Here is a 20,763-nt window from a genome sequence, read left to right as displayed (position 1 = left end):
TGCGGTCGCTGCGCGGCGGCTCGAGCAACGGCGACTCGAGCAACGGCGGCTCGACCAACGACGGCTCGGTCAGTTCGCGTTGGCCTTCAGCCAGGCGAAAGGGTCGACCGGCGTGTTGTTGAGGTGGATCTCGAGGTGAAGGTGGGCGCCGGTCGAGGCGCCGGTGCTGCCGACCTGGCCCACCTCATCCGTCACCTTGACCATCTGGCCGACCACCACCCGCACCGAACCGGTGAGCATGTGGCCGTAGACGCTCTGCACCTTCTGGCCATTGATGTTGTGGTCGATGGTCACGTTGTTGCCGAGCCCACCGCCGTCGAATTCGACCTTGCTCACCACTCCATCGGCGATGGCCTGGATGGCGACGCCCGAGCCGGGCGTGAAGTCGACTCCCTCGTGGAAGGTGGAACAGAATCCGCATCCGGGCACGGATCGAGGACCGAATCCGTAGGTGATCGGCACCGGCACCGGGAACGGCCACTGGATCGTGCCGTTGGGATCGTTGGTGTACGCGGTGCTGCGCGCAGCCGACGCGTATTTGGTGGCGATCTGTTGCACGAGAGAGACGACGGTGTATGCGTCCCGGGTCGGTGCGGCGACCGCGGCCGCGTCATCCACCCGCATGTTCTGCACAGAAAGGGCCTCGGCGGGCTCGGCCGCGCTGAGGGATGCTGTGGTCGCCGACGCGCTGGATCCGGAGGAGGCGGGAAGGAAGGCGCTTGCCGGAAGAGAGGTGGAGATGAGCAGGGCGGCGGCTCCCGCCATCGCCCCGACGGTCATCAGCTTGCGCAGCACCCGGCGCACCGCGTTACGGGGAAGGGGTGCCGCCGGACGTGCCGCCGCCGACAGCGCCCGAACACGACGCGCACTTTTTCGGGGCTCTGAGGATCGACGCTCTGCCAGCTCGCGACGTGATCGCGCCGGCGGCAGTCCGAGGTCGCCGCTCACACGAGTCCCGGTAGGCGGACAGGGAGATCGTTCCCACACGCGCTCGAATGTGCGCTGAACGATTGTGACATGACGGCTGCTCCCTGCGGCGATTCACAGCACCACTGGACTGGTACGGCCACACGGATGCTTCGCTTGCTAAGCATCACAATGTGTATACGAAAGTAACGAATTCGTTAAGAGTAGCCAAACGCGGCCAAGAAGGCCAGCCCCGTAAGCGGGGGCGAACGTCAGTTCGCGTTCGCCTTCAGCCAGGCGAAGGGATCCACCGGCGTGCCGTCGAGGTGGACCTCGAGGTGGAGATGGGCTCCGGTGGAGTGTCCGGTGCTTCCGACCAGGCCCAATTCTTGGGTCACTGTGACCTGCTGGCCCACCACCACCTTGATGGAGCCGGCGAGCATGTGGGCGTAGAGACTCTGCACCTTCTGGCCGTTGATGTTGTGGTCGATGATCACGTGGTAGCCGAAGTTGCCGTCGTACGCGGCATAGGTGACGGTGCCATCCGCGATCGCGCCGATCGGCGTTCCCGCTCCGGGAATGAAGTCGACACCCTCATGGAAGGAGGAACAGCCTCCGCAGGGGGAGACCCGCGCCCCGAATCCGGAGCTGATCGGAACGGGCGACGGGAACGGCCACTGGATAGTGCCGTTCGTGTCGTTCGTATACGAGAAGTTCTGCAGTCCGAATTTCATGCGGGCCTGCTGGATGGTGTTGACCACGGTGTACGGGTCGCGGGTGGGCGCGGCATCCGTGGCCGCACCGTCCACGACGAGGCTCTGCACCTGGGAGTTCGAGGTGGCGGGAAGATCGGGCGTGAGAGCGCTGGCGGAATTCATCTGCAGGGCCACGGCCGGAAGGGAAGTCGCCACGAGGAGCGCGCCCGCACCGAACATCGCGCTGATGGTGATGAACTTGCGCAGGAGCTGCCCGCGGCGGGGGGCCGGGCGGCTCACCGGCGGGCGGACGGGCGTCGTGCGGACCGCTGACGCGTGGGGGACGCTCGGCCGCGGCGCCACCGCGCGAGGCGAAGTCTTTTTTCCTGGACGAGCCTTCGGAATGCGGGTCTTCGGAGCGCCGGTTCGCGGTTCCTTGAGCGCTCGGGGAGCCTTGAGGCTGCGAACGCGGGACGCGGATGCCGCAGTCTCCTGCTCCCTCAACGCGCGGCGTGAGGTGGCGGCGGGCTCTGCCGCTGCCGCGCCATGGCGCTCTTGGCCGCGGGCGACCCGGTCAGCGGCCTCCTGATCGCGGGCGGACTCGAGGCTCCAGTCGAAGCCGGCCACGCTACCGACTCTCCGGAGTCGCCGATGGTGCGGGCGTGGATGAGCGATAGGCGTTCAAGCTGGTGGTCCTCCAACAACGGATACAGCGAGCTGGAGAACTCGAGTACGTCTGTGGGTCTGTGGGTCTGTGGGTCTGTGGGTCAGTGATCCTTGGTGCGAAAACCCGGGTGAAACACCGCAGGATTTATAACGAATAGGTAAAGGGTACGTCACTGCCGCTGAAACGGCAATCGCTCAGAAGCCGCCGGAGAGCTGTTCCTCATCGTTGCAGCGCACCCTGGACCTGCGCTCAGAGTTCTGCGAACAGGCGCTCCAACCCGGCGGCGAGCGCGGGTTCGGCGGCCAGGACGAACTCGCGGGACGGCGGCGCGCCATCCCTCCCGGTGACTCGTGCTCCCGCTTCCCGGGCGATGAGCGCACCGGCGGCGTGATCCCAGGGGCCGAGACCGCGCTCGAAATAGGCGTCGAGCCGGCCGCAGGCGATGGCGCACAGGTCGAGTGATGCTGCCCCCATTCGACGGATGTCACGCACCCGGTGGAGCAACCCGCTGAGCACCTCCGCCTGCTCGGAACGGATGTCTGCGAGATAGGAGAAACCGGTGCCGACGAGGGCCTGGGAGAGTTCGACCGGCGGAGCGACGCGGATCGGCGAAGCACCGAGGAACGCCCCCGCGCCGGCCTGCGCGGAGAAGGTCTCGCCACTCGCGGGATTCGCGACCACTCCGGCGAGCGCGCGCCAGGTGAGCGGATCCGGATCGCCCTCGACCACCGCGATGCTCACGGCGTAATGCGGAATCCCGTAGAGGAAGTTGACGGTGCCGTCGATCGGGTCGACGACCCAGGTGAGCCCGCTCGTGCCGGTCTCCGCATCGCTCTCCTCTCCGAAGAATCCATCGTGGGGCCGCAATTCGGCGAGCCTCGAACGGATGAGCGCCTCGGTCTCCCGATCCGCAAAGGTCACGATGTCTTCGGTCGACGACTTGCTTGCCGCGATCTCGACCCCCTCCGAGCGGCGCAGCCGTGCCAGCGCCCCCGCCTGCACTGCGACGGAGCGGGCGATCTCGAGCAGTTCGGCCGTCATGGATTCCTGGCTCTTGTTAGCGGTGCGCCGATGAGACACGAATGGCCCGTCTCGTATCGAGCCGGGCCGTCGGTCGTGCAGGTGTTGCTGTGGCAAGTGCGAGATTCGAACTCACGAAGTCGTAGACGGCTGATTTACAGTCAGATCCCTTTGGCCACTTGGGTAACTTGCCATGCACATCGACCACGGGTCGAACGCGCAAATAAAGGATACAGGGTGAATGGCCCGCGCGAAATCGAGGGTGCGGTGAGCGAGGCCATAGGATTCAGTCGGTCGCACGACGAGGAGCGAGAGGACGGGCAGATGGCCGGCATCCAGGAGGTCGCGGAAGCCGCCGGCGTGTCCACCGCCACGGTGTCCCGGGCCCTGAGCGGCAATGGCCACGTCTCCGACATCACGAAGGCCAGGGTGACCGCCGCAGCCGCGGACCTCGGCTATGTCGTGAGCTCGAACGCCTCGAGCCTCGCGAGCGGGCGCACCAAGAACATCGGGGTCGTCATCCCCTTTCTCAACCGGTGGTTCTACAGCTCGGTGCTCGAGGGCGCCGAACGTTCGCTACTGAGCAATGGCTACGACCTCACCCTCTACAACCTCGGTGGGGGCGGGGAAGAGCGGCGCAGTGTCTTCGAGCACTTTCTGCTCCGAAAGCGGGTGGATGCGGTCGTCGCGATCTCCCTCGAGCTCACCCCGATCGAGCTCGCCGGCCTGCTCGCGCTCGGCAAGCCGATCGTGGGCGTCGGCGGACCACTGGTGGGAGTGCGCACCTTCAGCATCGACGATGTGGCGGTCGCTCGCCTCGCGACAGAGCACCTGCTCGCCCTCGGTCATGTGTCGATCGCCCACATCGGCGGCGACCAGGAGTCGGAGCGGGACTTCCACCTGCCCACCAACAGGCGGGTGGGTTACGAGGCTGCGCTGGAAGCCGCGGGGATCTCGCCGGATCCGTCGCTGTTCCGGTCGGCGGATTTCACCATTCCGGGTGGGTACGCCGCGGCGAAGCAGCTGTTCGGCAACCCGCGAACCCGGCCGACCGCCGTCTTCGCCGCATCCGACGAGATGGCCATCGGCACCATCCTGGCCGCACGCGACCTCGGACTGCGGGTGCCCGCCGACATCTCGGTGATCGGCATCGACGGTCACGAACTCAGCGACTTCTTCGGGCTCACGACTGTCGCGCAGTTTCCCGAGCTGCAGGGCCGGCTCGCTGTCGAGTTGCTCATGGACGAGCTGCACCCCGATCGCCGAACCCTCGGTTCGTCGAACACGCCCCTTCCCTTCGAACTCATGGTGCGCTCGACGACGGCGCGCCCCTCGGCTCGGTGATCGTTGCGGTGATGTCCTAGGGCGAGGATGCCACGTCGGCCGCGTAGCCGGTGGAGTAGCGGATCACGTCATCCAGGTACTGCTGTGACCCGTTGTACGCGAGCACAGCCTGCCGCCAGCCGCTCTCCGTATTCAACGCCTTGCCGCCGGCGCGGCACAGGTAGCCCGCCGCGGCAAGGGTCGCGTCATCGATGTTCTGCGGATCCTGCACGCCATCGGCATTGCCGTCCGCATGCCAGTTGCGCCAGGCCTCCGGGATCAGCTGCATCGGACCGACGGCCCGGTCGATGTTGGCATCTCCGTCGATCGTGCCCTGATCGGAGTCGGGGATGTTCGCGACGGCTCCTCCGTCGAGCGGCACCCCGAAGATCGCGGGGGTCGCAGTGCCGTTCGCGGCGATGCGTCCGCCGAAGATCGTGCCGTGGCGAGACTCGATCTCACCGATGCCCGCCAGCGTGTTCCAGCCGATTCCGCACTCACGACTCTCGAACGAGATCGCGACGCCGGCATAGGCGGAAAGCGCACGCGACGGAATTCCGGTCTTCTTCGCGGTGGTGGCGACCCAATTCGGATCGGCGAGGGCCGAGAGGGCTGGGCCGGCGGGGACCGCTGCCGCGGTCACGGGCGCGGCCGTCGCGAAGCGGGCGAGCGGGGTCGACGGGCCCTGGGCATCCGGAAGCCGATGCGGCCCGACGCCTCCCGGCAGCGCGAACACCACGATGGCGCCGATCACCGCCACGGTGACCACCAGGCCAGCCGCGCAGATCAGGATCACGCGCAGAATCGACATCGGCTCCTATCTTCGTCCGACGCGCCCGTTAAACTGCTGGCATGGCTGACCCAACTTTTGACATCGTGAGCAAGGTCGACAAGATGGAGGCCGACAACGCGCTCCATCAGGCGCAGAAGGAGATCGCCCAGCGGTACGACTTCAAGAATGTGGGGGCAGAGGTCGACTGGAGCGGCGAGAAGCTGTTGCTCAAAGCCTCGTCCGAAGATCGCGTGAAAGCGGTGCTCGAGGTGCTCGAGGCCAAGTTCATCAAACGCGGCATCTCCCTTCGCAGCCTCGACACCGGGGATCCCTACGCCTCCGGCAAGGAGTACCGCATCGATGTCTCGCTCAAGAACGGCATCTCCAGTGAGGACGCGAAGAAGGTCTCGAAGGTCATCCGCGACGAGGGCCCTAAGAGCGTGAAGGCGCAGATCCAGGGCGACGAGTTGCGCGTCACGTCGAAGAGTCGGGACGACCTGCAGTCGACCATGGCCCTTCTCAAGGGCGCGGATCTCGATATCGACCTGCAGTTCGTCAACTTCCGCTGAGCCCGCCGCGCACCCGAACCCGTGGTCTCTTTCGTCGTCAACTTCTTCGCGAGTTCGGTCTTCGCGACCATCGCACTGGTGATCGATATCGTGATCCGCGTACTCGCGGTGATCATCGTTCCCCAGAATCGCAAGCCGCAGACCGCGATGGCCTGGCTGCTCGCGATCTTCCTGATCCCCTACATCGGTATCGTGCTCTTCCTGCTGTTCGGCAGCAGAAAACTCCCCAAGCGGCGGCGCGAGAAGCAGGTGGAGATCAATTCCTTCATCCTCGAAACCACCGAGGGGATGGATCGGGTCGAAAAGGAGGTCGACTTCCCCGGTTGGCTCGAGCCGATCGTGGAACAGAATCGCACCCTCGGCTCGATGCCTCTGGTCGGAGGCAACACGGCGAAGCTCTACACCGACTATGCCGAGTCCCTCGCCGCCATGACCGAGGCCGTCGGCATGGCCAAGCGCTTCGTGCACGCGGAGTTCTACATCCTGTCGTACGACCCGACCACGAAGCCGTTCTTCGACGCCCTCGAGGCCGCGGTGGCGCGAGGGGTGACTGTGCGGGTGCTGCTCGACCACGTCGCATCCATCCGGTCCCCCGGCTACCTGCGGACCATTCGCCGCCTCAAGCACATCGGCGCGACCTGGCACCTGATGCTGCCGATCCAGCCCTGGCGGGGTCGCTGGCAACGGCCCGATCTTCGCAACCACCGCAAGCTGCTCGTGATCGACCGCACCCTCGCCTTCACCGGCTCGCAGAACATGATCGACCGCAGCTACAACAAGCGGGGCAACGTGCGCCGCGGTCTCAAATGGAAAGACCTGATGGTGCGGTTCGAGGGACCGATCGTCGCGGGCATCAACGCCCTCTTCGTCACCGACTGGTACAGCGAGACCGACGAACTGCTCATGCGAGAGACCGATCGCATTCCGGACGAGAAGATCAAGGATGCGATCGACGCCCAGGTCGTGCCGAGCGGACCCGGATTCGATCTCGAGAACAACCTTCGACTCTTCGACTCGCTCGTGTACAGCGCGCAGCGCCGGGTGATCATCACAAGCCCGTACTTCGTGCCGGATGACTCGATGCTCTATGCCATCACCAACGCGGCGTATCGCGGACTGGATGTGCAGCTCTTCTGCTCAGCGGTCGCCGACCAGCCCGTGGTTTTCCACGCACAGCGGAGCTACTACGAGGCCCTGCTGCGCGCGGGCGTGCGCATCTGGCTCTACAAGTCGCCCACGGTGCTGCACGCCAAGCACTTCACGATCGACGAGGAGGTCGCCGTCATCGGCTCGAGCAACATGGACATGCGCTCGTTCAGCCTCAACTACGAGATCTCGGTGATGCTCCACGGCCGCCACGTCGTCGCACAGCTTCGCGAGGTGGAAGAGTCCTATCGCCAGCAGTGCACAGAGCTCACGCTGGACGACTGGCTCACCCGTCCCCTGCGTTCGAAGGTGCTCGACAACACGGCGCGGCTGACGGCAGCCGTTCAGTAGCACGGGTCGGTCGCGAGTCCGATCCCCGTCGCCGAACGCGACTCAGTCCGAGGCGCGGGAGACCGTCACCATCTCGTCACGGGGCACCACCTTGATCCGGGCGCGTCCGCTGGGCTCACCGAGGGCCTTCTCGTGCTCGTCCAGCCGGTGCCAACCCCCGAGATCGGTGAATTCGACACCGCGTTCCTCGAGCAGGTCGACGACGGACTGCTCGTCGGGATGCGTCGGCGCCCACCAGTTCGCCTGGTCATTGACGACATGCTTGATGGTCTCCATCGCGTCGCTCTTGGTGTGCCCGATGAGGCCGACCGGGCCCCGTTTGATCCAACCGGTGGCGTAGACACCCGGCAGGGGGTGGTCGGAGTCATCCAGCACCTGGCCCTCACGATTGGGGATCACCCCTCGCTTCTCATCGAAGGGAATCTCGGCCAGCGGCGATCCGAAGTAGCCGACCGCCCGATAGATGGCCTGCACCGGCAGCTCCCGGATCTCGCCGGTGCCGATCACGCCACCCTCACCATCGGGTGCGGTGCGCTCGTAGCGGAAGCCCTCGACTCGGCCCTCTCCGATGATTTCCACCGGCTTTGCGTGGAAGTGCAGGTGCAGCCGACGGGATGCGGTGCCGGCCTCGCGCGCGCGCCACTGGGTGAAGACCTTGTCGATCACCAACACCTGCTTGTTGCTGGCGATAGCCGTCTTCGAAGCGTCGTCGTAGTCGAAGTCCTCGTCGTGCACGATCATGTCGACGTCGCGCAACTCGCCGAGTTCGCGCAGTTCGAGCGGCGTGAACTTCACCTGCATCGGTCCGCGACGGCCGAAGACATGCACGTCGGTCACCGGGGACGCGAGAAGGGCGTCATAAACGTTCGAGGGGATCTCGGTGGGAAGCAGGTCGTCCGCGTGCTTGGCGAGGATGCGAGCGACGTCGAGAGCGACGTTGCCGTTGCCGATCACCGCGACCTCCTTCGCCTCGAGCGGCCACTCGCGCGCCACATCGGGATGACCGTCGTACCAGCTCACGAACTCCGCCGCTCCATAGCTGCCGTCGAGATCGATTCCGGGGATGTCGAGGTCGGCATCCCGCACCGCACCGGTGGAGAAGATCACCGCGTTGTAGTGCTTCTTCAGATCATCGAGCGTGATGTCCCGGCCGTAGAGCACGTTCCCGAACAACCGGATGCGACCGGTGTCGAGCACCTCCCGCAGCGCGGTGATGATGCCCTTGATGCGCGGGTGGTCCGGCGCCACGCCATAGCGCACCAGCCCGTACGGTGCCGGAAGCTGCTCGAAGAGGTCGATCGACACGTCGAAGTTCTTCTCCGCCTTGAGCAGGATGTCCGCCGCGTAGATTCCGGCGGGACCGGCGCCGACGATGGCGAGTCTCAGTTTCGTCATGGGTTCCTCATTGTTTTGCGGCGGCTCTCGACGGGCGCGCCGGCAGGCAGCAGCGGTTCGGTCAGTTGGAGCGTTCGACGACGCTCTCGGCGAAGCGGGTGAGCGCTTTCTTCACCGGCCCGTCGGGAAGCGGCCCGAGCGCCTCGACGGCCTCGCGCGCCCAGCGGTGCGCTTCGTCGAGGGTCTTCTGGGTCACTCTGTGGGCGCGCAATTCGGCGATAGCGAGGGCGAGCTCTGCCTCATCCGGCTGTTCGGCGGAATAGTGCGCCGCGTTCACGTCGCGTTCGATGCGGGTGAGCAGGTCCGCAGCATCCCCGTCGGTCTTCGCGAGGTCGCGCAAATACAGCAGCGGGAGGGTGGCGACACCCGAGCGCAGGTCGGTTCCGGGGGTCTTGCCCGTCTCCTCTTCTCCCGCGGCCAGGTCGATCACGTCGTCGATGAGCTGGAAGGCGACACCGATCTTCTCGCCGAAGACCTTCACCGGGATGCGGTACTCCTCTGGCGCATTGCCGAAGATCACTCCCATCTCCGCCGCGGCGGCGATGAGAGAGCCGGTCTTGTCGGCGAGCACCTGGATGTAGTGATCGATCGGGTCTTCGTCGTCACGGGGCCCGATGGTCTCGTGCAACTGGCCGAGACAGAGTCGCTCGAAGGTATTGGCCTGCAGCATGATGGCGCGTTCCCCCAGACCCGACATGAGCTTGGATGCCCGCGCAAACAGCAGATCACCGGTGAGGATGGCCACCGAATTGCCCCATACGCTCTGGGCGCTGGGCACTCCGCGGCGCATGCCCGCCTCATCCATCACATCATCGTGATAGAGCGATGCCAGATGGGTGATCTCGAGGGCCTCCGCTGCGATCACGACCTCAGGGGTGTTGCCGGTTCCGAGTTGGGCCGTGAGAAGGGCGAGGGTGGGACGCACCCGCTTTCCCCCCGCGTCGAGCAGGTAGCGGGTGGTCGCATCCGCGATGTCGTCGGCGAAGGAGACCTGGCCGAGAAGACCTGTCTCGACCTCGTCGAGCCCGTCTTCGATCGCCGCAGCGAAACGACGTTCGCTCGCGGAAGAGAAGAGCTTCTCACCGAGCCCGAGCGCGGAATTGAGCGAGTTGCGGCGGCGGGCGAGGGGCGCGCTGGGAGTCACGAGGTCGGCCTAACCGTCGAGGGCGGAAACGAAGCCCTAGGGCTTCGGAGCCGCCGGGCTGTCCGGGTTGGTGGCGACATCATTGTCGACGACGGTTTCGATCACGGGCTTCTTCGGCGCCGCGGTCTTGCGGGGCGCCCGACGGGTGACCACGCGGGCGGGCTTATGCCCGCGGTGCAACGCCACGACCCCGGCGGTGAGGTTGCGGTAGGCCACGCGAGTGAAGCCTGCGCCGCGGATCCACTGGCTGAGGGTGACCTGGTCGGGCCATTCGCGGATCGAATCGGCGAGGTAGGTGTAGGCCTCGGGGTTGGAGCTCGCCGCCCCGACGATCGAGGGCATCAGGTAGCGCATGTAGGCGCCATAGCCGGCGCGGAAAATCGCCCGAGACGGGGTGCTGAACTCGCAGATCACGAGCCGCCCCCCCGGCTTGAGCACCCGGTACATCTCGGCCAGAGCCTTCTTCGGGTCCTCCACGTTGCGCAGCCCGAACGACGCGGTGACTGCGTCGAACTCGCCGTCCTTGAACGGCAGGTCGGTGGCATCCGCTTCGACGAAGGTGATGGACGGATGGTTCTGCCGGCCCACCTCGATCATGCCCGCCGAGAAATCGGCGGCGACGACCTCGGCGCCACTCTTCGCGAGGGCCACGGAACTCGTGCCGGTTCCGGCCGCGATGTCGAGGATGCGTTCGCCCGCGACGGGCGCGACGGCCCGCGTGGTGGCGATGCGCCAGATGAAAGAGTTGCCCATGGACAGCACATCGTTCGTGCGGTCGTAGTGCTTAGCCACGCCGTCGAACATCTCGGCAACCTCTTTGGGTTGCTTGGTCAGATCTGCCTTTGCCACGCGCACAAGTCTAGTTCAGCCTTCCTGTGCATCCGTGGCTCCCAGCGAGGCCCGGCTAGTGTTGGCCGGGTGACCGCATCCGCGCCCTTCGACGATGGTGCCGCGGTGCCGTCCCTCACGGTCGAGACCACCCCCACGGCAGATCTCGGCCCCCTCGTGCCGCTGCTCGAGGCCCGGCATCCGCTGCTCTGGATGCGACGCGGTTTCGGCCTCGTCGGGCACGGAGAAGCCCTCCGGCTCGAGTTCTGTGGCCCCGATCGGGTGCATGACGCGGCTGTCGCCTGGCAACGGATCTCCGCTGCCGCGACGGTCACCGATCCGTTGGCGCGCACGGGCACCGGCCTCATCGCCTTCGGCAGTTTCGCGTTCTCCGACGACTCGGCCACGACGAGTGTTCTGCTCGTGCCGTCGATGATCATCGGGCGCGACAAGGGCCAGAGCTGGATCACGCGAATCGCACTCGGAGAGCTCGACCCGCTCGTCGTGCCGCCTCTCGAGCCCTACGGCCCGCGGTTTCACGTCGACTTCCACCCGGGCACAGTGCCGGGCGAGGACTACCGGGATGCGGTGGCAACCGCTGTGAAGCGCATCCGCTCCCACGAGGTGAGCAAGGTGGTGCTCGCCCGCGAGCTGGTGGGCCAGCTGCCGGATGGCGCGGACATCCGACGCATGATCGATGTGCTCGCCGCGGGATATCCGGACTGCTGGACATTCGCCGTCGACGGTTTCATCGGCTCGAGCCCGGAGACACTCGTCACCGTCGACGCCGGCTCGGTGACCGCCCGGGTGCTGGCCGGCAGCGCCGCGCGTGGGCTGGACGCCGCCTCCGACGAGCAGGCGGCGACCGCGCTCGCCACCTCGACCAAAGACCAGGACGAGCACCGCTATGCGGTGCAGAATGTGCTCGCATCGCTTCGGTCGCACAGCCCGAATGTGATGGCCAGCGAGATGCCCTTCACCCTGAAGCTGCCGAACGTCTGGCACCTCGCGAGTGACATCGAGGGGGATCTCACCGACGGCTCGACGTCACTCGACCTGATCGGCTCGCTGCATCCGACGGCCGCCGTGGCGGGGACTCCGACGCCGGATGCCTTGCGGATCATCGGGGAGCTCGAGCCATTCGACCGCGGCCGGTATGCCGGCCCCGTCGGTTGGGTGGGAGCGGATGGCGACGGTGAGTGGGCGGTCGCCTTGCGCAGCGCGCAGTTCGATCAGGATGGTCGGGTCACGGCCTATGCCGGCGCGGGAATCGTCGCCGAATCGGTGCCGGAGCGGGAGCTTCTCGAGACTCGCATGAAGTTCCGGCCCATCGTGGAGGCGCTGGACTGAGGTTTGTTACTCGACCGGCGATTGTTCGTCGGCCAGTCGCGCCTTCTGCTCGGCCACGTCGAACTCGGCGGGCGGCCAGGTCAGGTGCAACCCCCGAAGCGCGTCGAGCAGCAGGTGTTGCACCGCGACCCGCGCGTACCACTTGTGGTCTGCGGGGATCACGAACCACGGGACATCCGCCGTCGAAGTCTTCTCGAAGGCGATCTGGTAGGCCTCCTGGTACTGGGGCCACAGCGCCCGCTCGTCGAGATCGCCCGGATTGAACTTCCAGTTCTTCTCCGGGTCGTCGAGGCGCGCCTCGAGTCGGTCCTTCTGCTCGTCGGCGCTGATGTGCAGCATGACTTTGACCATGGTGGTGCCGCTGTCGACCACCTGCTTCTCGAACTCGTTGATCAGGCCGTAGCGCTCTTCGATCACCGCGGGTTCGGCCAGGTTGCGAACCCGCGCGATGAGCACGTCTTCGTAGTGAGAGCGATCGAAGACGCCGAGGTGGCCCGCCGTCGGCAGCTGGTTGCGCACCCGCCAGAGGAAGTCGTGCGACAGCTCCTCCTTTGTCGGCTTCTTGAAGCCGTAGATCGTGACGCCCTGAGGGTCGACCCCACCGACGACGTGCTGCACGATGCCGCCCTTGCCCGCGGTGTCCATCGCCTGAAGCACGAGAAGTACCGAGCGGGTGCCGCCGTAACGGCTCTCCGCCCACAGCCGCTCCTGCAGGTCGCCGAGTTCTGCCCGGCCCTTCTCGAGCAGGGCCTTGCCGGCGGACTTGCCGCCGTCCATCCCGGGGGTCGACGACGGATCGACTCCGGCAAGAGAGAATCCCGCACCCACTTTGAGCAGCGCGCCGGGGTCTTCGGTCCATACAGTTTTCGCCATAGGCCAGATGGTACTCGCGGAGAGGGATATCGCGACCGGGCGGCGGCGGCAGCAGCGCGCAGGCCAAGCACCCATTCTGCGAGGAAAGGCTCCGATCAGCGCGGCAGCGGCACCTCGACGAGCGTCGGCGTCTCGGATGCCGCGAGCGCCTCATCCAGTTCGCCACGGTTTCGCGCGACCCGGTAGTCCCACCCGTAGGCGGTCGCGAGGGCGCGCAGGTCCACCGTCTGCGGCGTGTACTGCACCCGGTCGAAGGCATCGGCGGGAGCCGTCGCGGCCACCTCGAGCCCGTCGAAGATGGTGCCGCCCCCGTCATTGCCGACGATCACCTGGATGCGGGGCCGAACTTCTCCGCCGCCGAACAGGAGTGCGCCGACGTCGTAGAGCGCGGTCAGGTCGCCCACCAGCACGCGGGTGATTCCGGATGCGCCGCCGCCGTCGGCATCCTGGCTCGAGAGTGCGATGCCGATGCCCGTGGCGATCGTGCCGTCGATGCCGGCGAGCCCCCGGTTGGCATGCACAGTGATGCGCTTGCCCGGCACGAACATGTCCGCCTCGCGGATGAGCCGTGAGGCCCCGAGAACGAGCCGGTCGTGCGGCCAGGTGACGCGCCACACGGACTCCACGAGCATCCGACGCGTCACCGGCTGCCGGAACACCGCGAGCTGCTCACGCGCGAAGTCGCCCGCACGCTCATGGGACGCCGGGGCCCGCGTTTCGTCGACCGCGAGTATGCCTCGACCGGCATGAACCCAGCTGCCCAGCCAGGCCCGCCCATCCGCCGTCTCGTCCGGGAGCCCCTCAGGGGTGACCGACGCATCGATCGTGGCCGCGCGATGCCCCGGGTTGTACGCATCAGCGGTGACCCCGCGAACGATGTGCACGAGAACATCCGACCGGTTGAGCAGCATCGGCACCTGACGGCTGAGCGTGGGATGCCCGAAGACGACGGCGCGTTCGACCCGGCCGCCGAACTCGGGGTCGTCGAGCAGCGCCCGGTAGGAGACGACGAGGTTCGGTCCGAAGTGCGACCCGCTCGACACCTCGGCGAGCAACGGCACCCCGAGGGACCTCGCGAATGACTCGGCAGCGGGTCCGGCGCCATGTCCGGCGATGACGACGGTGCGGGCAGCATCCGGAATCCGGCGAGGCTCATCCGGCGGCTCGTCGACGAGCCTCCGCTCGGGGATCACCGGCAATTGCTGGACGGGTCCCGACAGCGGCTCCCGGAACGACAGGTTGAGCTGCACCGGCCCCGGCGTGGTGGCCGCGGCGGCATGGGCCTCCTCGGCCAGGGCTGCCGCCTGCGAGCTATCGGTGGGCGGCGCGACATCCCGCACCCAGCCGACGGCGCTGCCGAAGATCCCGACCTGGTCGGTGGTCTGGTTGCCCCCGATGCCGCGGAGCTCCGCCGGGCGATCGGCGGTCAGGAGGATGAGCGGAACGCCGGAGTGATGAGCCTCGAGCACAGCGGGGTGTAGGTTGGCCACGGCTGTGCCAGAGGTCGTGATGATCGCGACCGGGTGCCCGGTCTCCACTGCGATGCCGAGGGCGAGGAATCCGGCGACCCGTTCATCGATGCGCACCCGGAGGCGCAGTTTCCCGTCCCGCTCCCACGCCGCTGCGGCCAGGGCGAGGGCCTGGGACCGCGAGCCCGGGCACAGCACGATGTCGCGCACCCCACGACCGATGAGCTCACCGATGAGCGCAACGGAGAACGCCGTCGCCGGGCTGCCGACAGGCACCGCACCCGTTGCCGGGATGCTCACTTCTCGGACGTGTTGTTCTGGTCGTCGTCGAGCTCGGCGAGCCGCGCTTCGAGCTCGCGGATCCGCTCGTCGCGCTGCTTGTCCGCGCCGAGCCGCCGCAGGAATTCCGGATCGTCGTCCGGGGCCTTCGAGCCTCCCCCTCCGGTGGCAGCGACGCTCGCGCCACCCGAGCGCTCTTTGCCGAGCGCGAACCAGAGGATGCCGCCGAATGGCGTGACGATCACGATGAGAACGGCCCAGAGGATCTTCGGCAGCGCTCGAACACGCGACTCCTCCGTGCGAATGCAGTCGATGAACGAGAAGATCGTGAATGCCACGAAAAGCACTGCGAGTATCACTGAGAGCCGAGCCATGTGCAGATTCTAGGCCGGGATCCTGCACAGAGCGCGCGAGCTCTCAGGCGCACGTGCCTAGACTGTTTGCCGTGTACTCGCGCCAGTGGATCGTGTTCTCCCTCATCAGGGTCGGCACTTTCGCGGCGGCGCTCGCGATCCTTCTGCTCCTGGGCATCAACGTCTTCGTCGCCGCCATCGGCGCGGCGGTCATCGGGTTCTGCGTGTCCTACATCTTCCTGCGCAAGCAGCGCGAGGCGGTGTCGTCCAGCATCGGTCACCTGCGTGACAACAAGGACCGGGATCGCGACAACGAACTCGAGAACGAGGCACTCGACCGGTTCGAAGAGCCGCGCTGATCCTCTTCGCACGGGCGTCGGTCAGAAGGCGATCGCGGCGGCAAGTGAGACGCCGAATACCAGGGCCGTGAAACTCGTCAACTTGAGAGCCAGGATGAATTCCGGAGCGGTCTTGCCGGTGAGGGTGATCACCACGGCGGGCAGCCCCGACAGCAGCGAGAAGTACACCAACGGCGCCTTCACGTAGAAGATCGAGAAGAAGATCAGGATCAGGTACGGCACCGCGACGAAGACCGCGAACAGGATGCGCGCGGCCCGGGTGCCGACGAGCACCGCGAGCGTGCGTTTGCCCGAGAGTGTGTCCTGGGCGATGTCGCGGATGTTGTTGACCATGAGCACCGCGCAGGCGAAGAGTCCGGCAGCGATGCCCCCGAGCCAACTCTCGATGTTCACCGTGCCGACCTGGGTGAAGGTCGTTCCGGCTGTGGCGACGAGACCGAAGAAGACGAAGACGAACAGTTCACCCAGACCGTTGTAGCCGTAGGGCCGCTTGCCACCGGTGTAGAAGTACGCGGCCACGATACTGAGGGCACCGATGGCGAGCAGCCAGTAATAGCCGCTCGTGATGGTGAGGGCGAGCCCGGCAAGGCCGCCGAGGCCGAAGAACACTAGGGCGACCGTGAGCACCGTTCGCGGCTTTGCCGCACCGGAACCGGTGAGCCGCGACGGCCCGACCCGGTTCTTATCCGTGCCGCGCACGCCATCGGAGTAGTCGTTGGCGAAATTGACGCCGACCTGCAGGAAGACCGCCACCGCAAGGGCGAGCAGCGCGCGCACCCAGTGCCAGCCGCCGTCGGAGAGCAGGTGCGCCGCGCCCGTGCCGAGCGCCACCGGGGCGATCGCGAGAGGGAGGGTGCGAAGTCGCGCTCCGCCGATCCAGTCGCCGGCCGTGGCCTTGCGGATGACGACCCGGGGAGCCTTCCCACCCGGCCGGCCGCCCTTCTTGCCCGCGCTGGTGCGGGAGCCCGCTGAGCTCGAATTGATGCTGCGGGGATCGATGCGCTTCTGGACGGGTCTGCCTGCGTTAGCCACGGGTCGAATTCTACCGACCGGCGCCGGGGCGACCGCCCCGTGCCGCCGCGAAAGCAGTGAGAGACCGGCGATCCGGCTTACCGTTCGGCAGCTGGGGCACGCTCTCCACTCTGACTAGGGCGACGGGCGCGGATGCCCGCCCCAGGGCGGCGATCACCGCCGACTTCACCTCGGCGAGCGTCGCGGCCGCGGCGGTGAAGATCACCGGCACTTCGCCCCACTCGGCGCTCGGGGATCTCACGGCAACGGCATCCGCGAGGCCGGGCATCGCGTGCACCACCCGTTCGATCGCATCGAGCGACACCTTCTCGCCACCGGAGATGATCACGCTGTCGAGTCGCCCGGTCACCCGGAGTACCCCGTCGATGATCTCGCCGGTGTCGCCCGTGCGGTACCAGCGCGCGCCGCTGTGGTCGACGAAGGCGGCATCCGAAGCGGCAGGGTCGCCGAGATAGCCCTCGGCCAGCACGGGGCCGGCGAGCTCCACCTGTCCGTCGACGACACGCGCCTCGACGGTGCCGATCGGTGTGCCGTCGTAGACGCAGCCTCCGGAGGTCTCGCTCGATCCGTAGGTGCGCGTGACATTGAGGCCGAGTTCGATGGCCCGCGCGAGCAAGGCGGGGGGCGTGGCCTGCCCGCCCACGAGAATGCGGTCGAATCGGCGCACGTCCGAGAGGAGGTCGAGGTCGTCGTCTGCCGCATCCACCAGTCGGGCGAGCTGGGCCGGCACCAGCGAGGTGAACCTCAGCTCGGCGTCCAGCGCGCGAGACGCCGCGGCGAACTCCGCGGCGTCGAAATGACCGCTGCCGAAATATACGGGTGCGAACCCGCTGGCCAGCGAGCGCACGAGCACATTGATGCCGGCGATGTAGTGGGTCGGCAGCGCCAGCATCCACTGGCCCGGACCGCCGAGGGACGATTCGGATGCCGCTGCGCTCGCCAACAGGGCGTCCGCGCTGAGCGCGACACGCTTCGGCACCCCGGTGGAGCCGCTGGTCTCGATGACGACGGCAATCCGCTGGTCCACGGTGTCGGGTATCCCGGTGCGCGGAGTCCCCGGCAGGATCGCGGCCCCGCCGGCGAGCGCATCGCGCAGGGCGACGAACACCGCCGCGGGGTCGTCCCCGGCAGTGGCGTGCAGCGGCCTGGTCATGCTGTTGATCCCAGCATGCTGAAGATGCCGACGAGGGTCAGCGGATTGACCAGGACGCTCAGGATGATCGCCGCAAGCCCGGGGGCCCTGCCGAGCCCGGAGATCGCTGCCACGATGCCGAGGGCGAAGGACAGGGCGAAGAAGGCGATAGAGAACCAGGCGAGAACGGTGGCTGCACCCCAGGCGCCTCCGCTTCCAGTGACGATCGCCACACATTCCAGTCCCACCGCCAGCATCGCCAGCACGAGGGCTATGGGACCCGGCCGCCGGATTCGCCGGCTCACGGCGCGGAGTGGAGGCGCCAGCGGGCCCGGCTCCGCGCCATCCGGAGCGGAGACCTGAACCGGCTCGAAAGACATGTGTTCAGGGTAATCGAGCCCGCTGGCGCGCGAGCGCGCGGTATCTACTTCTGAACGTCGATGGAGAAGCGGACTCCACCCTCGTCATCGACCTGAGCATCGAGCACCTTGTCGTCGAGCACGAGCGCAGCGTTCTGCTCCACGAAAACCTTCGCACCGGAGCTGACGATCACGGTGTCGGTCGGCTCGGCCTCGGTGGCGACGGCAAGAGAGAGGTCGGTGGCACCGGCCTCTGAGGCGCTGATGCGCAGCGCGGCATCCGTGACATCGGGCGTGCGTTCGATGATCGTCTTCACTACGGTGGAGGCGGAATCGGTGAGTGTCAGCATGGTCGGTCCTTTCGATGGGCGAATGGAAGGTGGCCACGCTTCCGCACTCTGGCGGCCTGCGCAACCCCTGACAGCAGACACGGAGGGTTCTCCCACGCAGACACATCACGACCGCCTCATTCAGCCACAGTGCGACAGACTGTGGTCATGTTGCCATCGCTGCCTGACATGCTCTCCTCCGCACGCGTCGTGACGCTTCCGCTGCGTCAGCGGTTCCGTGGCATCGACTGTCGAGAGGTGATGCTGTTCGAAGGGCCAGCGGGGTGGACCGAGTTCTCGCCCTTCCTCGAGTATGGCGACGACGAAGCATCCGCGTGGCTTGCCGCGGCCATCGATTTCGGCTGGCAGCAGGCACCCGCGCTCTTCCGAAGCCAGATCCGGGTGAACGCCACCCTCCCCGCCGTTGCACCGGCTGCCGTGCGGGAGATCCTCGACAGGTTCCCCGGCTGCCGCACGGTGAAGGTCAAGGTGGCGGAGCCCGGGCAGCAGCTCGCCGACGATGTGGCGCGGGTCGTCGCCGTGCGCGAATACCTCGGGCCAGAGGGCCGCATCCGGCTGGACGCCAATGGCGGCTGGAACGTGGATGAGGCGGAGCATGCCATCCACGCCCTGGCTCCGAGCGATCTCGAGTATGTGGAACAGCCCTGTGCGACCGTGGACGAGCTGGCCGACATCCGCAAGAGGGTCAAGTACATGGGCCTTCCCATCGCCGCAGACGAGAGCGTCCGCAAGGCGGAAGACCCGCTGGAGGTCGCCACCGCCGGGGCCGCCGATCTGCTCGTCATCAAAGCGCAGCCGCTCGGTGGCATTCGCGCCGCCCTCCGGATCGTGGATGCCGCCCGCCTTCCCGTCGTCGTCTCGAGCGCCCTGGAGACCTCCGTCGGCATCTCGATGGGGGCGCATCTCGCCGCCGCTATTCCCGAACTTGCCTACGACTGCGGGCTTGCGACCGTGAGCCTGCTCGCCTCAGACGTCACCGCCGACTCCCTCGTTGCCGAGCAGGGGCTGGTGAGTGTGCGCCGGGTCACCCCGGATGCAGACCTGCTCGACAGGTACGCCGCCGAGACGGACCGGGTGGAGTGGTGGAACGCCCGACTGGAACGCTGCCTGGCGCTGCTCGAATCCTGACGGGCGGCCTGACGTCGGTTCGTCGGGAGCCCCGCGGGATCGTCTCGCCGACGTCGTCGGAAAACGGAAGCGACGGGCGCCGCGCTGCGCGAATACCCTGTCATCGTGCCAGTGTGGGCAGCTTCGGAATATCGGTTACCGTTCCACCGTTGTCGATCTATGCACACGCATACACATGGACGGGAAGAGACACTGATGGCAACGCAACTGGAACTGGGACTCGACACCTTCGGTGACGTCACCAACGAGGCGGACGGCACGCCGGTGCCCTATGCCCAGGTGTTGCGAAACCTGGTCGCCCAGGGCGTGCTCGCCGATCGGGTCGGACTGGACTACATCGGCGTCGGCGAACATCACCGCAAGGACTTCGCCGTCTCCGCCCCCGAGGTCGTGCTCGCGGCCATCGCCGCACAGACCGAACGCATCCATGTCGGCACCGCTGTCACCGTGCTGTCATCGGATGACCCCATCCGCGTCTCCAACGTTTCGCCACCCTCGACGGCATCTCGAATGGGCGCGCCGAGGTCATCCTGGGGCGCGGCTCGTTCACCGAATCCTTTCCGCTGTTCGGGCTGGACCTCGCCGACTACGAGCGCCTGTTCGAGGAGAAGCTCGAGCTCTTCGCGGCCGTTCGCCAGCAGAACCCGGTGAATTGGACCGGGACGACCCGCGCGCCCGTGGTCGACAAGTCCGTGTATCCCGTGGTCGAGAACGGCCTGCTCCCCGCCTGGATCGGCGTGGGAGGGAGCCCCGAGTCCGTGGTGCGCACGGCCCGCTACGGCTTCAATCTCATGCTCGCGATCATCGGCGGCGAGCCGGCCCGCTTCGCGCCCTATGTCGATCTGTTCCACCGCGCCCTCGCCCAGTTCGAGCTACCGACACCGAAGATCGGGGTGCATTCGCCCGGGCACATCGCGGAGACGGACGAGCAGGCCCGCGAGGAACTCTGGCCGCACCACTCCGAGATGATGAGCCGCATCGGCAAGGAGCGCGGCTGGGGGCCGATGAGTCGTGAGTCCTTCGAAAACGAGGCAGACACCGGCTCGCTCTACGTCGGATCGCCGGAGACCGTCGCGCAGAAGATCGCGTCGACCGCCCGCGTGCTCGGTCTCGACCGCTTCGACCTCAAATACTCCAACGGCACCCTGGCCCACGAGAAGTTGATGTCGAGCATCGAGCTCTTCGGCACCGTGGTGGCGCCGCGCGTGCGCGAGCTTCTCGCCGAAGAGCACTGACCGGGAGTCCGTCGCCCTCTAGCCGTGA

General features: G+C 67.0%; 20 protein-coding genes, 1 tRNA gene and 1 pseudogene. 7 read left to right on the top strand and 15 right to left on the bottom strand.

The window, feature by feature from the left end:
- Positions 1 to 69 precede the first annotated feature (69 nt).
- The 4 genes from F1C58_RS01495 to F1C58_RS01480 form a co-directional block, all read right to left on the bottom strand.
- Positions 70 to 795: a M23 family metallopeptidase gene (locus F1C58_RS01495; RefSeq protein ID WP_185202283.1), complete on the bottom strand. Its 726-nt coding sequence runs from the start codon at positions 793 to 795 to the stop codon at positions 70 to 72.
- A gap of 383 nt (positions 796 to 1,178) precedes the next feature.
- Positions 1,179 to 2,228, bottom strand: a complete 1,050-nt coding sequence (locus F1C58_RS01490) for a M23 family metallopeptidase (RefSeq protein WP_185202282.1) — start codon at positions 2,226 to 2,228, stop codon at positions 1,179 to 1,181.
- A 289-nt stretch (positions 2,229 to 2,517) separates the two neighbouring features.
- The gene (locus F1C58_RS01485; RefSeq protein WP_185202281.1) at positions 2,518 to 3,309 is read right to left on the bottom strand and encodes an inositol monophosphatase family protein; all 792 of its coding nucleotides are present in this window, start codon (positions 3,307 to 3,309) and stop codon (positions 2,518 to 2,520) included.
- Between the two features lie 90 nt (positions 3,310 to 3,399).
- Positions 3,400 to 3,481, bottom strand: a tRNA-Tyr gene (locus F1C58_RS01480).
- Between the two features lie 131 nt (positions 3,482 to 3,612).
- Here F1C58_RS01480 and F1C58_RS01475 point away from each other — a divergent pair.
- Positions 3,613 to 4,632: a LacI family DNA-binding transcriptional regulator gene (locus F1C58_RS01475; protein WP_185203929.1), complete on the top strand. Its 1,020-nt coding sequence runs from the start codon at positions 3,613 to 3,615 to the stop codon at positions 4,630 to 4,632.
- A gap of 16 nt (positions 4,633 to 4,648) precedes the next feature.
- On the opposite strand, the gene F1C58_RS01470 is transcribed toward F1C58_RS01475, so the two are convergent.
- Complete coding sequence (locus F1C58_RS01470; RefSeq protein ID WP_185202280.1) at positions 4,649 to 5,422, bottom strand: lytic transglycosylase domain-containing protein; 774 nt, start codon at positions 5,420 to 5,422, stop codon at positions 4,649 to 4,651.
- Between the two features lie 41 nt (positions 5,423 to 5,463).
- On the opposite strand from F1C58_RS01470, the gene F1C58_RS01465 reads away from it, so the two are divergent.
- Both F1C58_RS01465 and cls read left to right on the top strand, forming a co-directional pair.
- Positions 5,464 to 5,952, top strand: coding sequence for a YajQ family cyclic di-GMP-binding protein (locus F1C58_RS01465; protein ID WP_185202279.1), 489 nt, complete (start codon positions 5,464 to 5,466; stop codon positions 5,950 to 5,952).
- Positions 5,953 to 5,973: 21 nt separating this feature from the next.
- Positions 5,974 to 7,449, top strand: coding sequence for a cardiolipin synthase (cls, locus tag F1C58_RS01460; protein WP_185202278.1), 1,476 nt, complete (start codon positions 5,974 to 5,976; stop codon positions 7,447 to 7,449).
- 42 nt (positions 7,450 to 7,491) lie between these two features.
- Here the strand turns inward: cls and F1C58_RS01455 are convergent, their stop codons facing one another.
- The 3 genes from F1C58_RS01455 to ubiE all read right to left on the bottom strand — a co-directional run bounded on the left by F1C58_RS01455 (position 7,492) and on the right by ubiE (position 10,837).
- Positions 7,492 to 8,844 carry an FAD-dependent oxidoreductase gene (locus F1C58_RS01455; protein WP_185202277.1) on the bottom strand — a complete coding sequence of 451 codons (1,353 nt, stop codon included), beginning with the start codon at positions 8,842 to 8,844 and terminating at the stop codon, positions 7,492 to 7,494.
- Positions 8,845 to 8,905: 61 nt separating this feature from the next.
- The gene (locus tag F1C58_RS01450; protein WP_185202276.1) at positions 8,906 to 9,988 is read right to left on the bottom strand and encodes a polyprenyl synthetase family protein; all 1,083 of its coding nucleotides are present in this window, start codon (positions 9,986 to 9,988) and stop codon (positions 8,906 to 8,908) included.
- A 36-nt stretch (positions 9,989 to 10,024) separates the two neighbouring features.
- A complete protein-coding gene (gene ubiE / locus F1C58_RS01445) occupies positions 10,025 to 10,837 on the bottom strand; it encodes a bifunctional demethylmenaquinone methyltransferase/2-methoxy-6-polyprenyl-1,4-benzoquinol methylase UbiE (RefSeq protein ID WP_185202275.1) in 813 nt (270 codons plus the stop codon).
- A gap of 69 nt (positions 10,838 to 10,906) precedes the next feature.
- On the opposite strand from ubiE, the gene F1C58_RS01440 reads away from it, so the two are divergent.
- Positions 10,907 to 12,166: an isochorismate synthase MenF gene (locus F1C58_RS01440; protein ID WP_255461199.1), complete on the top strand. Its 1,260-nt coding sequence runs from the start codon at positions 10,907 to 10,909 to the stop codon at positions 12,164 to 12,166.
- Positions 12,167 to 12,172: 6 nt separating this feature from the next.
- Here the strand turns inward: F1C58_RS01440 and F1C58_RS01435 are convergent, their stop codons facing one another.
- The 3 genes from F1C58_RS01435 to F1C58_RS01425 all read right to left on the bottom strand — a co-directional run bounded on the left by F1C58_RS01435 (position 12,173) and on the right by F1C58_RS01425 (position 15,161).
- Positions 12,173 to 13,039: a polyphosphate kinase 2 family protein gene (locus tag F1C58_RS01435; RefSeq protein ID WP_185202274.1), complete on the bottom strand. Its 867-nt coding sequence runs from the start codon at positions 13,037 to 13,039 to the stop codon at positions 12,173 to 12,175.
- Positions 13,040 to 13,134: 95 nt separating this feature from the next.
- On the bottom strand, positions 13,135 to 14,808 hold the full coding sequence (gene menD / locus F1C58_RS01430; protein ID WP_185202273.1) for a 2-succinyl-5-enolpyruvyl-6-hydroxy-3-cyclohexene-1-carboxylic-acid synthase: 1,674 nt from the start codon (positions 14,806 to 14,808) through the stop codon (positions 13,135 to 13,137).
- Positions 14,805 to 15,161, bottom strand: a complete 357-nt coding sequence (locus tag F1C58_RS01425) for a PLDc N-terminal domain-containing protein (protein WP_185202272.1) — start codon at positions 15,159 to 15,161, stop codon at positions 14,805 to 14,807. Before F1C58_RS01425 ends, menD begins: the two co-directional genes overlap by 4 nt.
- A 71-nt stretch (positions 15,162 to 15,232) precedes the next feature.
- On the opposite strand from F1C58_RS01425, the gene F1C58_RS01420 reads away from it, so the two are divergent.
- On the top strand, positions 15,233 to 15,499 hold the full coding sequence (locus tag F1C58_RS01420; protein WP_185202271.1) for a DUF4229 domain-containing protein: 267 nt from the start codon (positions 15,233 to 15,235) through the stop codon (positions 15,497 to 15,499).
- Positions 15,500 to 15,520: 21 nt separating this feature from the next.
- Here F1C58_RS01420 and F1C58_RS01415 read toward each other — a convergent pair whose 3' ends face one another.
- From F1C58_RS01415 to F1C58_RS01400, 4 genes are all read right to left on the bottom strand, one after another.
- Positions 15,521 to 16,402, bottom strand: a complete 882-nt coding sequence (locus F1C58_RS01415; protein ID WP_219732053.1) for a 1,4-dihydroxy-2-naphthoate polyprenyltransferase — start codon at positions 16,400 to 16,402, stop codon at positions 15,521 to 15,523.
- Positions 16,403 to 16,541: 139 nt separating this feature from the next.
- Positions 16,542 to 17,684, bottom strand: a complete 1,143-nt coding sequence (locus F1C58_RS01410) for an AMP-binding protein (RefSeq protein ID WP_185202270.1) — start codon at positions 17,682 to 17,684, stop codon at positions 16,542 to 16,544.
- Entirely contained in the window at positions 17,681 to 18,043 is a 363-nt protein-coding gene (locus tag F1C58_RS01405; protein ID WP_185202269.1) for a hypothetical protein, read from the bottom strand. The genes F1C58_RS01410 and F1C58_RS01405 overlap by 4 nt, the downstream gene beginning before the upstream one ends.
- A gap of 44 nt (positions 18,044 to 18,087) precedes the next feature.
- The gene (locus tag F1C58_RS01400; protein WP_185202268.1) at positions 18,088 to 18,372 is read right to left on the bottom strand and encodes a Fe-S cluster assembly protein HesB; all 285 of its coding nucleotides are present in this window, start codon (positions 18,370 to 18,372) and stop codon (positions 18,088 to 18,090) included.
- A 147-nt stretch (positions 18,373 to 18,519) separates the two neighbouring features.
- Between F1C58_RS01400 and F1C58_RS01395 the strand changes: the two genes are divergently transcribed.
- Together F1C58_RS01395 and F1C58_RS01390 are read left to right on the top strand one after the other, a co-directional pair.
- Positions 18,520 to 19,500, top strand: a complete 981-nt coding sequence (locus tag F1C58_RS01395) for an o-succinylbenzoate synthase (RefSeq protein WP_185202267.1) — start codon at positions 18,520 to 18,522, stop codon at positions 19,498 to 19,500.
- A 195-nt stretch (positions 19,501 to 19,695) separates the two neighbouring features.
- Positions 19,696 to 20,735: pseudogene (locus tag F1C58_RS01390) on the top strand (LLM class flavin-dependent oxidoreductase).
- Positions 20,736 to 20,763: the final 28 nt, after the last annotated feature.

Origin of the sequence: Glaciihabitans sp. INWT7 (assembly GCF_014217685.1) — a bacterium.
Classification (GTDB): domain Bacteria; phylum Actinomycetota; class Actinomycetes; order Actinomycetales; family Microbacteriaceae; genus Lacisediminihabitans.
This window is presented reverse-complemented; position numbering and strand designations above follow the sequence as displayed.

Coding starts and splice junctions, on each gene's coding strand:
- F1C58_RS01485 (WP_185202281.1), bottom strand. CDS start 3,309: ATGACGGCCGAACTGCTCGAGATCGCCCGCTCCGTCGCAGTGCAGGCG.
- F1C58_RS01475 (WP_185203929.1), top strand. CDS start 3,613: ATGGCCGGCATCCAGGAGGTCGCGGAAGCCGCCGGCGTGTCCACCGCC.
- F1C58_RS01470 (WP_185202280.1), bottom strand. CDS start 5,422: ATGTCGATTCTGCGCGTGATCCTGATCTGCGCGGCTGGCCTGGTGGTC.
- F1C58_RS01465 (WP_185202279.1), top strand. CDS start 5,464: ATGGCTGACCCAACTTTTGACATCGTGAGCAAGGTCGACAAGATGGAG.
- F1C58_RS01455 (WP_185202277.1), bottom strand. CDS start 8,844: ATGACGAAACTGAGACTCGCCATCGTCGGCGCCGGTCCCGCCGGAATC.
- F1C58_RS01435 (WP_185202274.1), bottom strand. CDS start 13,039: ATGGCGAAAACTGTATGGACCGAAGACCCCGGCGCGCTGCTCAAAGTG.
- F1C58_RS01425 (WP_185202272.1), bottom strand. CDS start 15,161: ATGGCTCGGCTCTCAGTGATACTCGCAGTGCTTTTCGTGGCATTCACG.
- F1C58_RS01410 (WP_185202270.1), bottom strand. CDS start 17,684: ATGACCAGGCCGCTGCACGCCACTGCCGGGGACGACCCCGCGGCGGTG.
- F1C58_RS01405 (WP_185202269.1), bottom strand. CDS start 18,043: ATGTCTTTCGAGCCGGTTCAGGTCTCCGCTCCGGATGGCGCGGAGCCG.
- F1C58_RS01400 (WP_185202268.1), bottom strand. CDS start 18,372: ATGCTGACACTCACCGATTCCGCCTCCACCGTAGTGAAGACGATCATC.
- F1C58_RS01395 (WP_185202267.1), top strand. CDS start 18,520: ATGTTGCCATCGCTGCCTGACATGCTCTCCTCCGCACGCGTCGTGACG.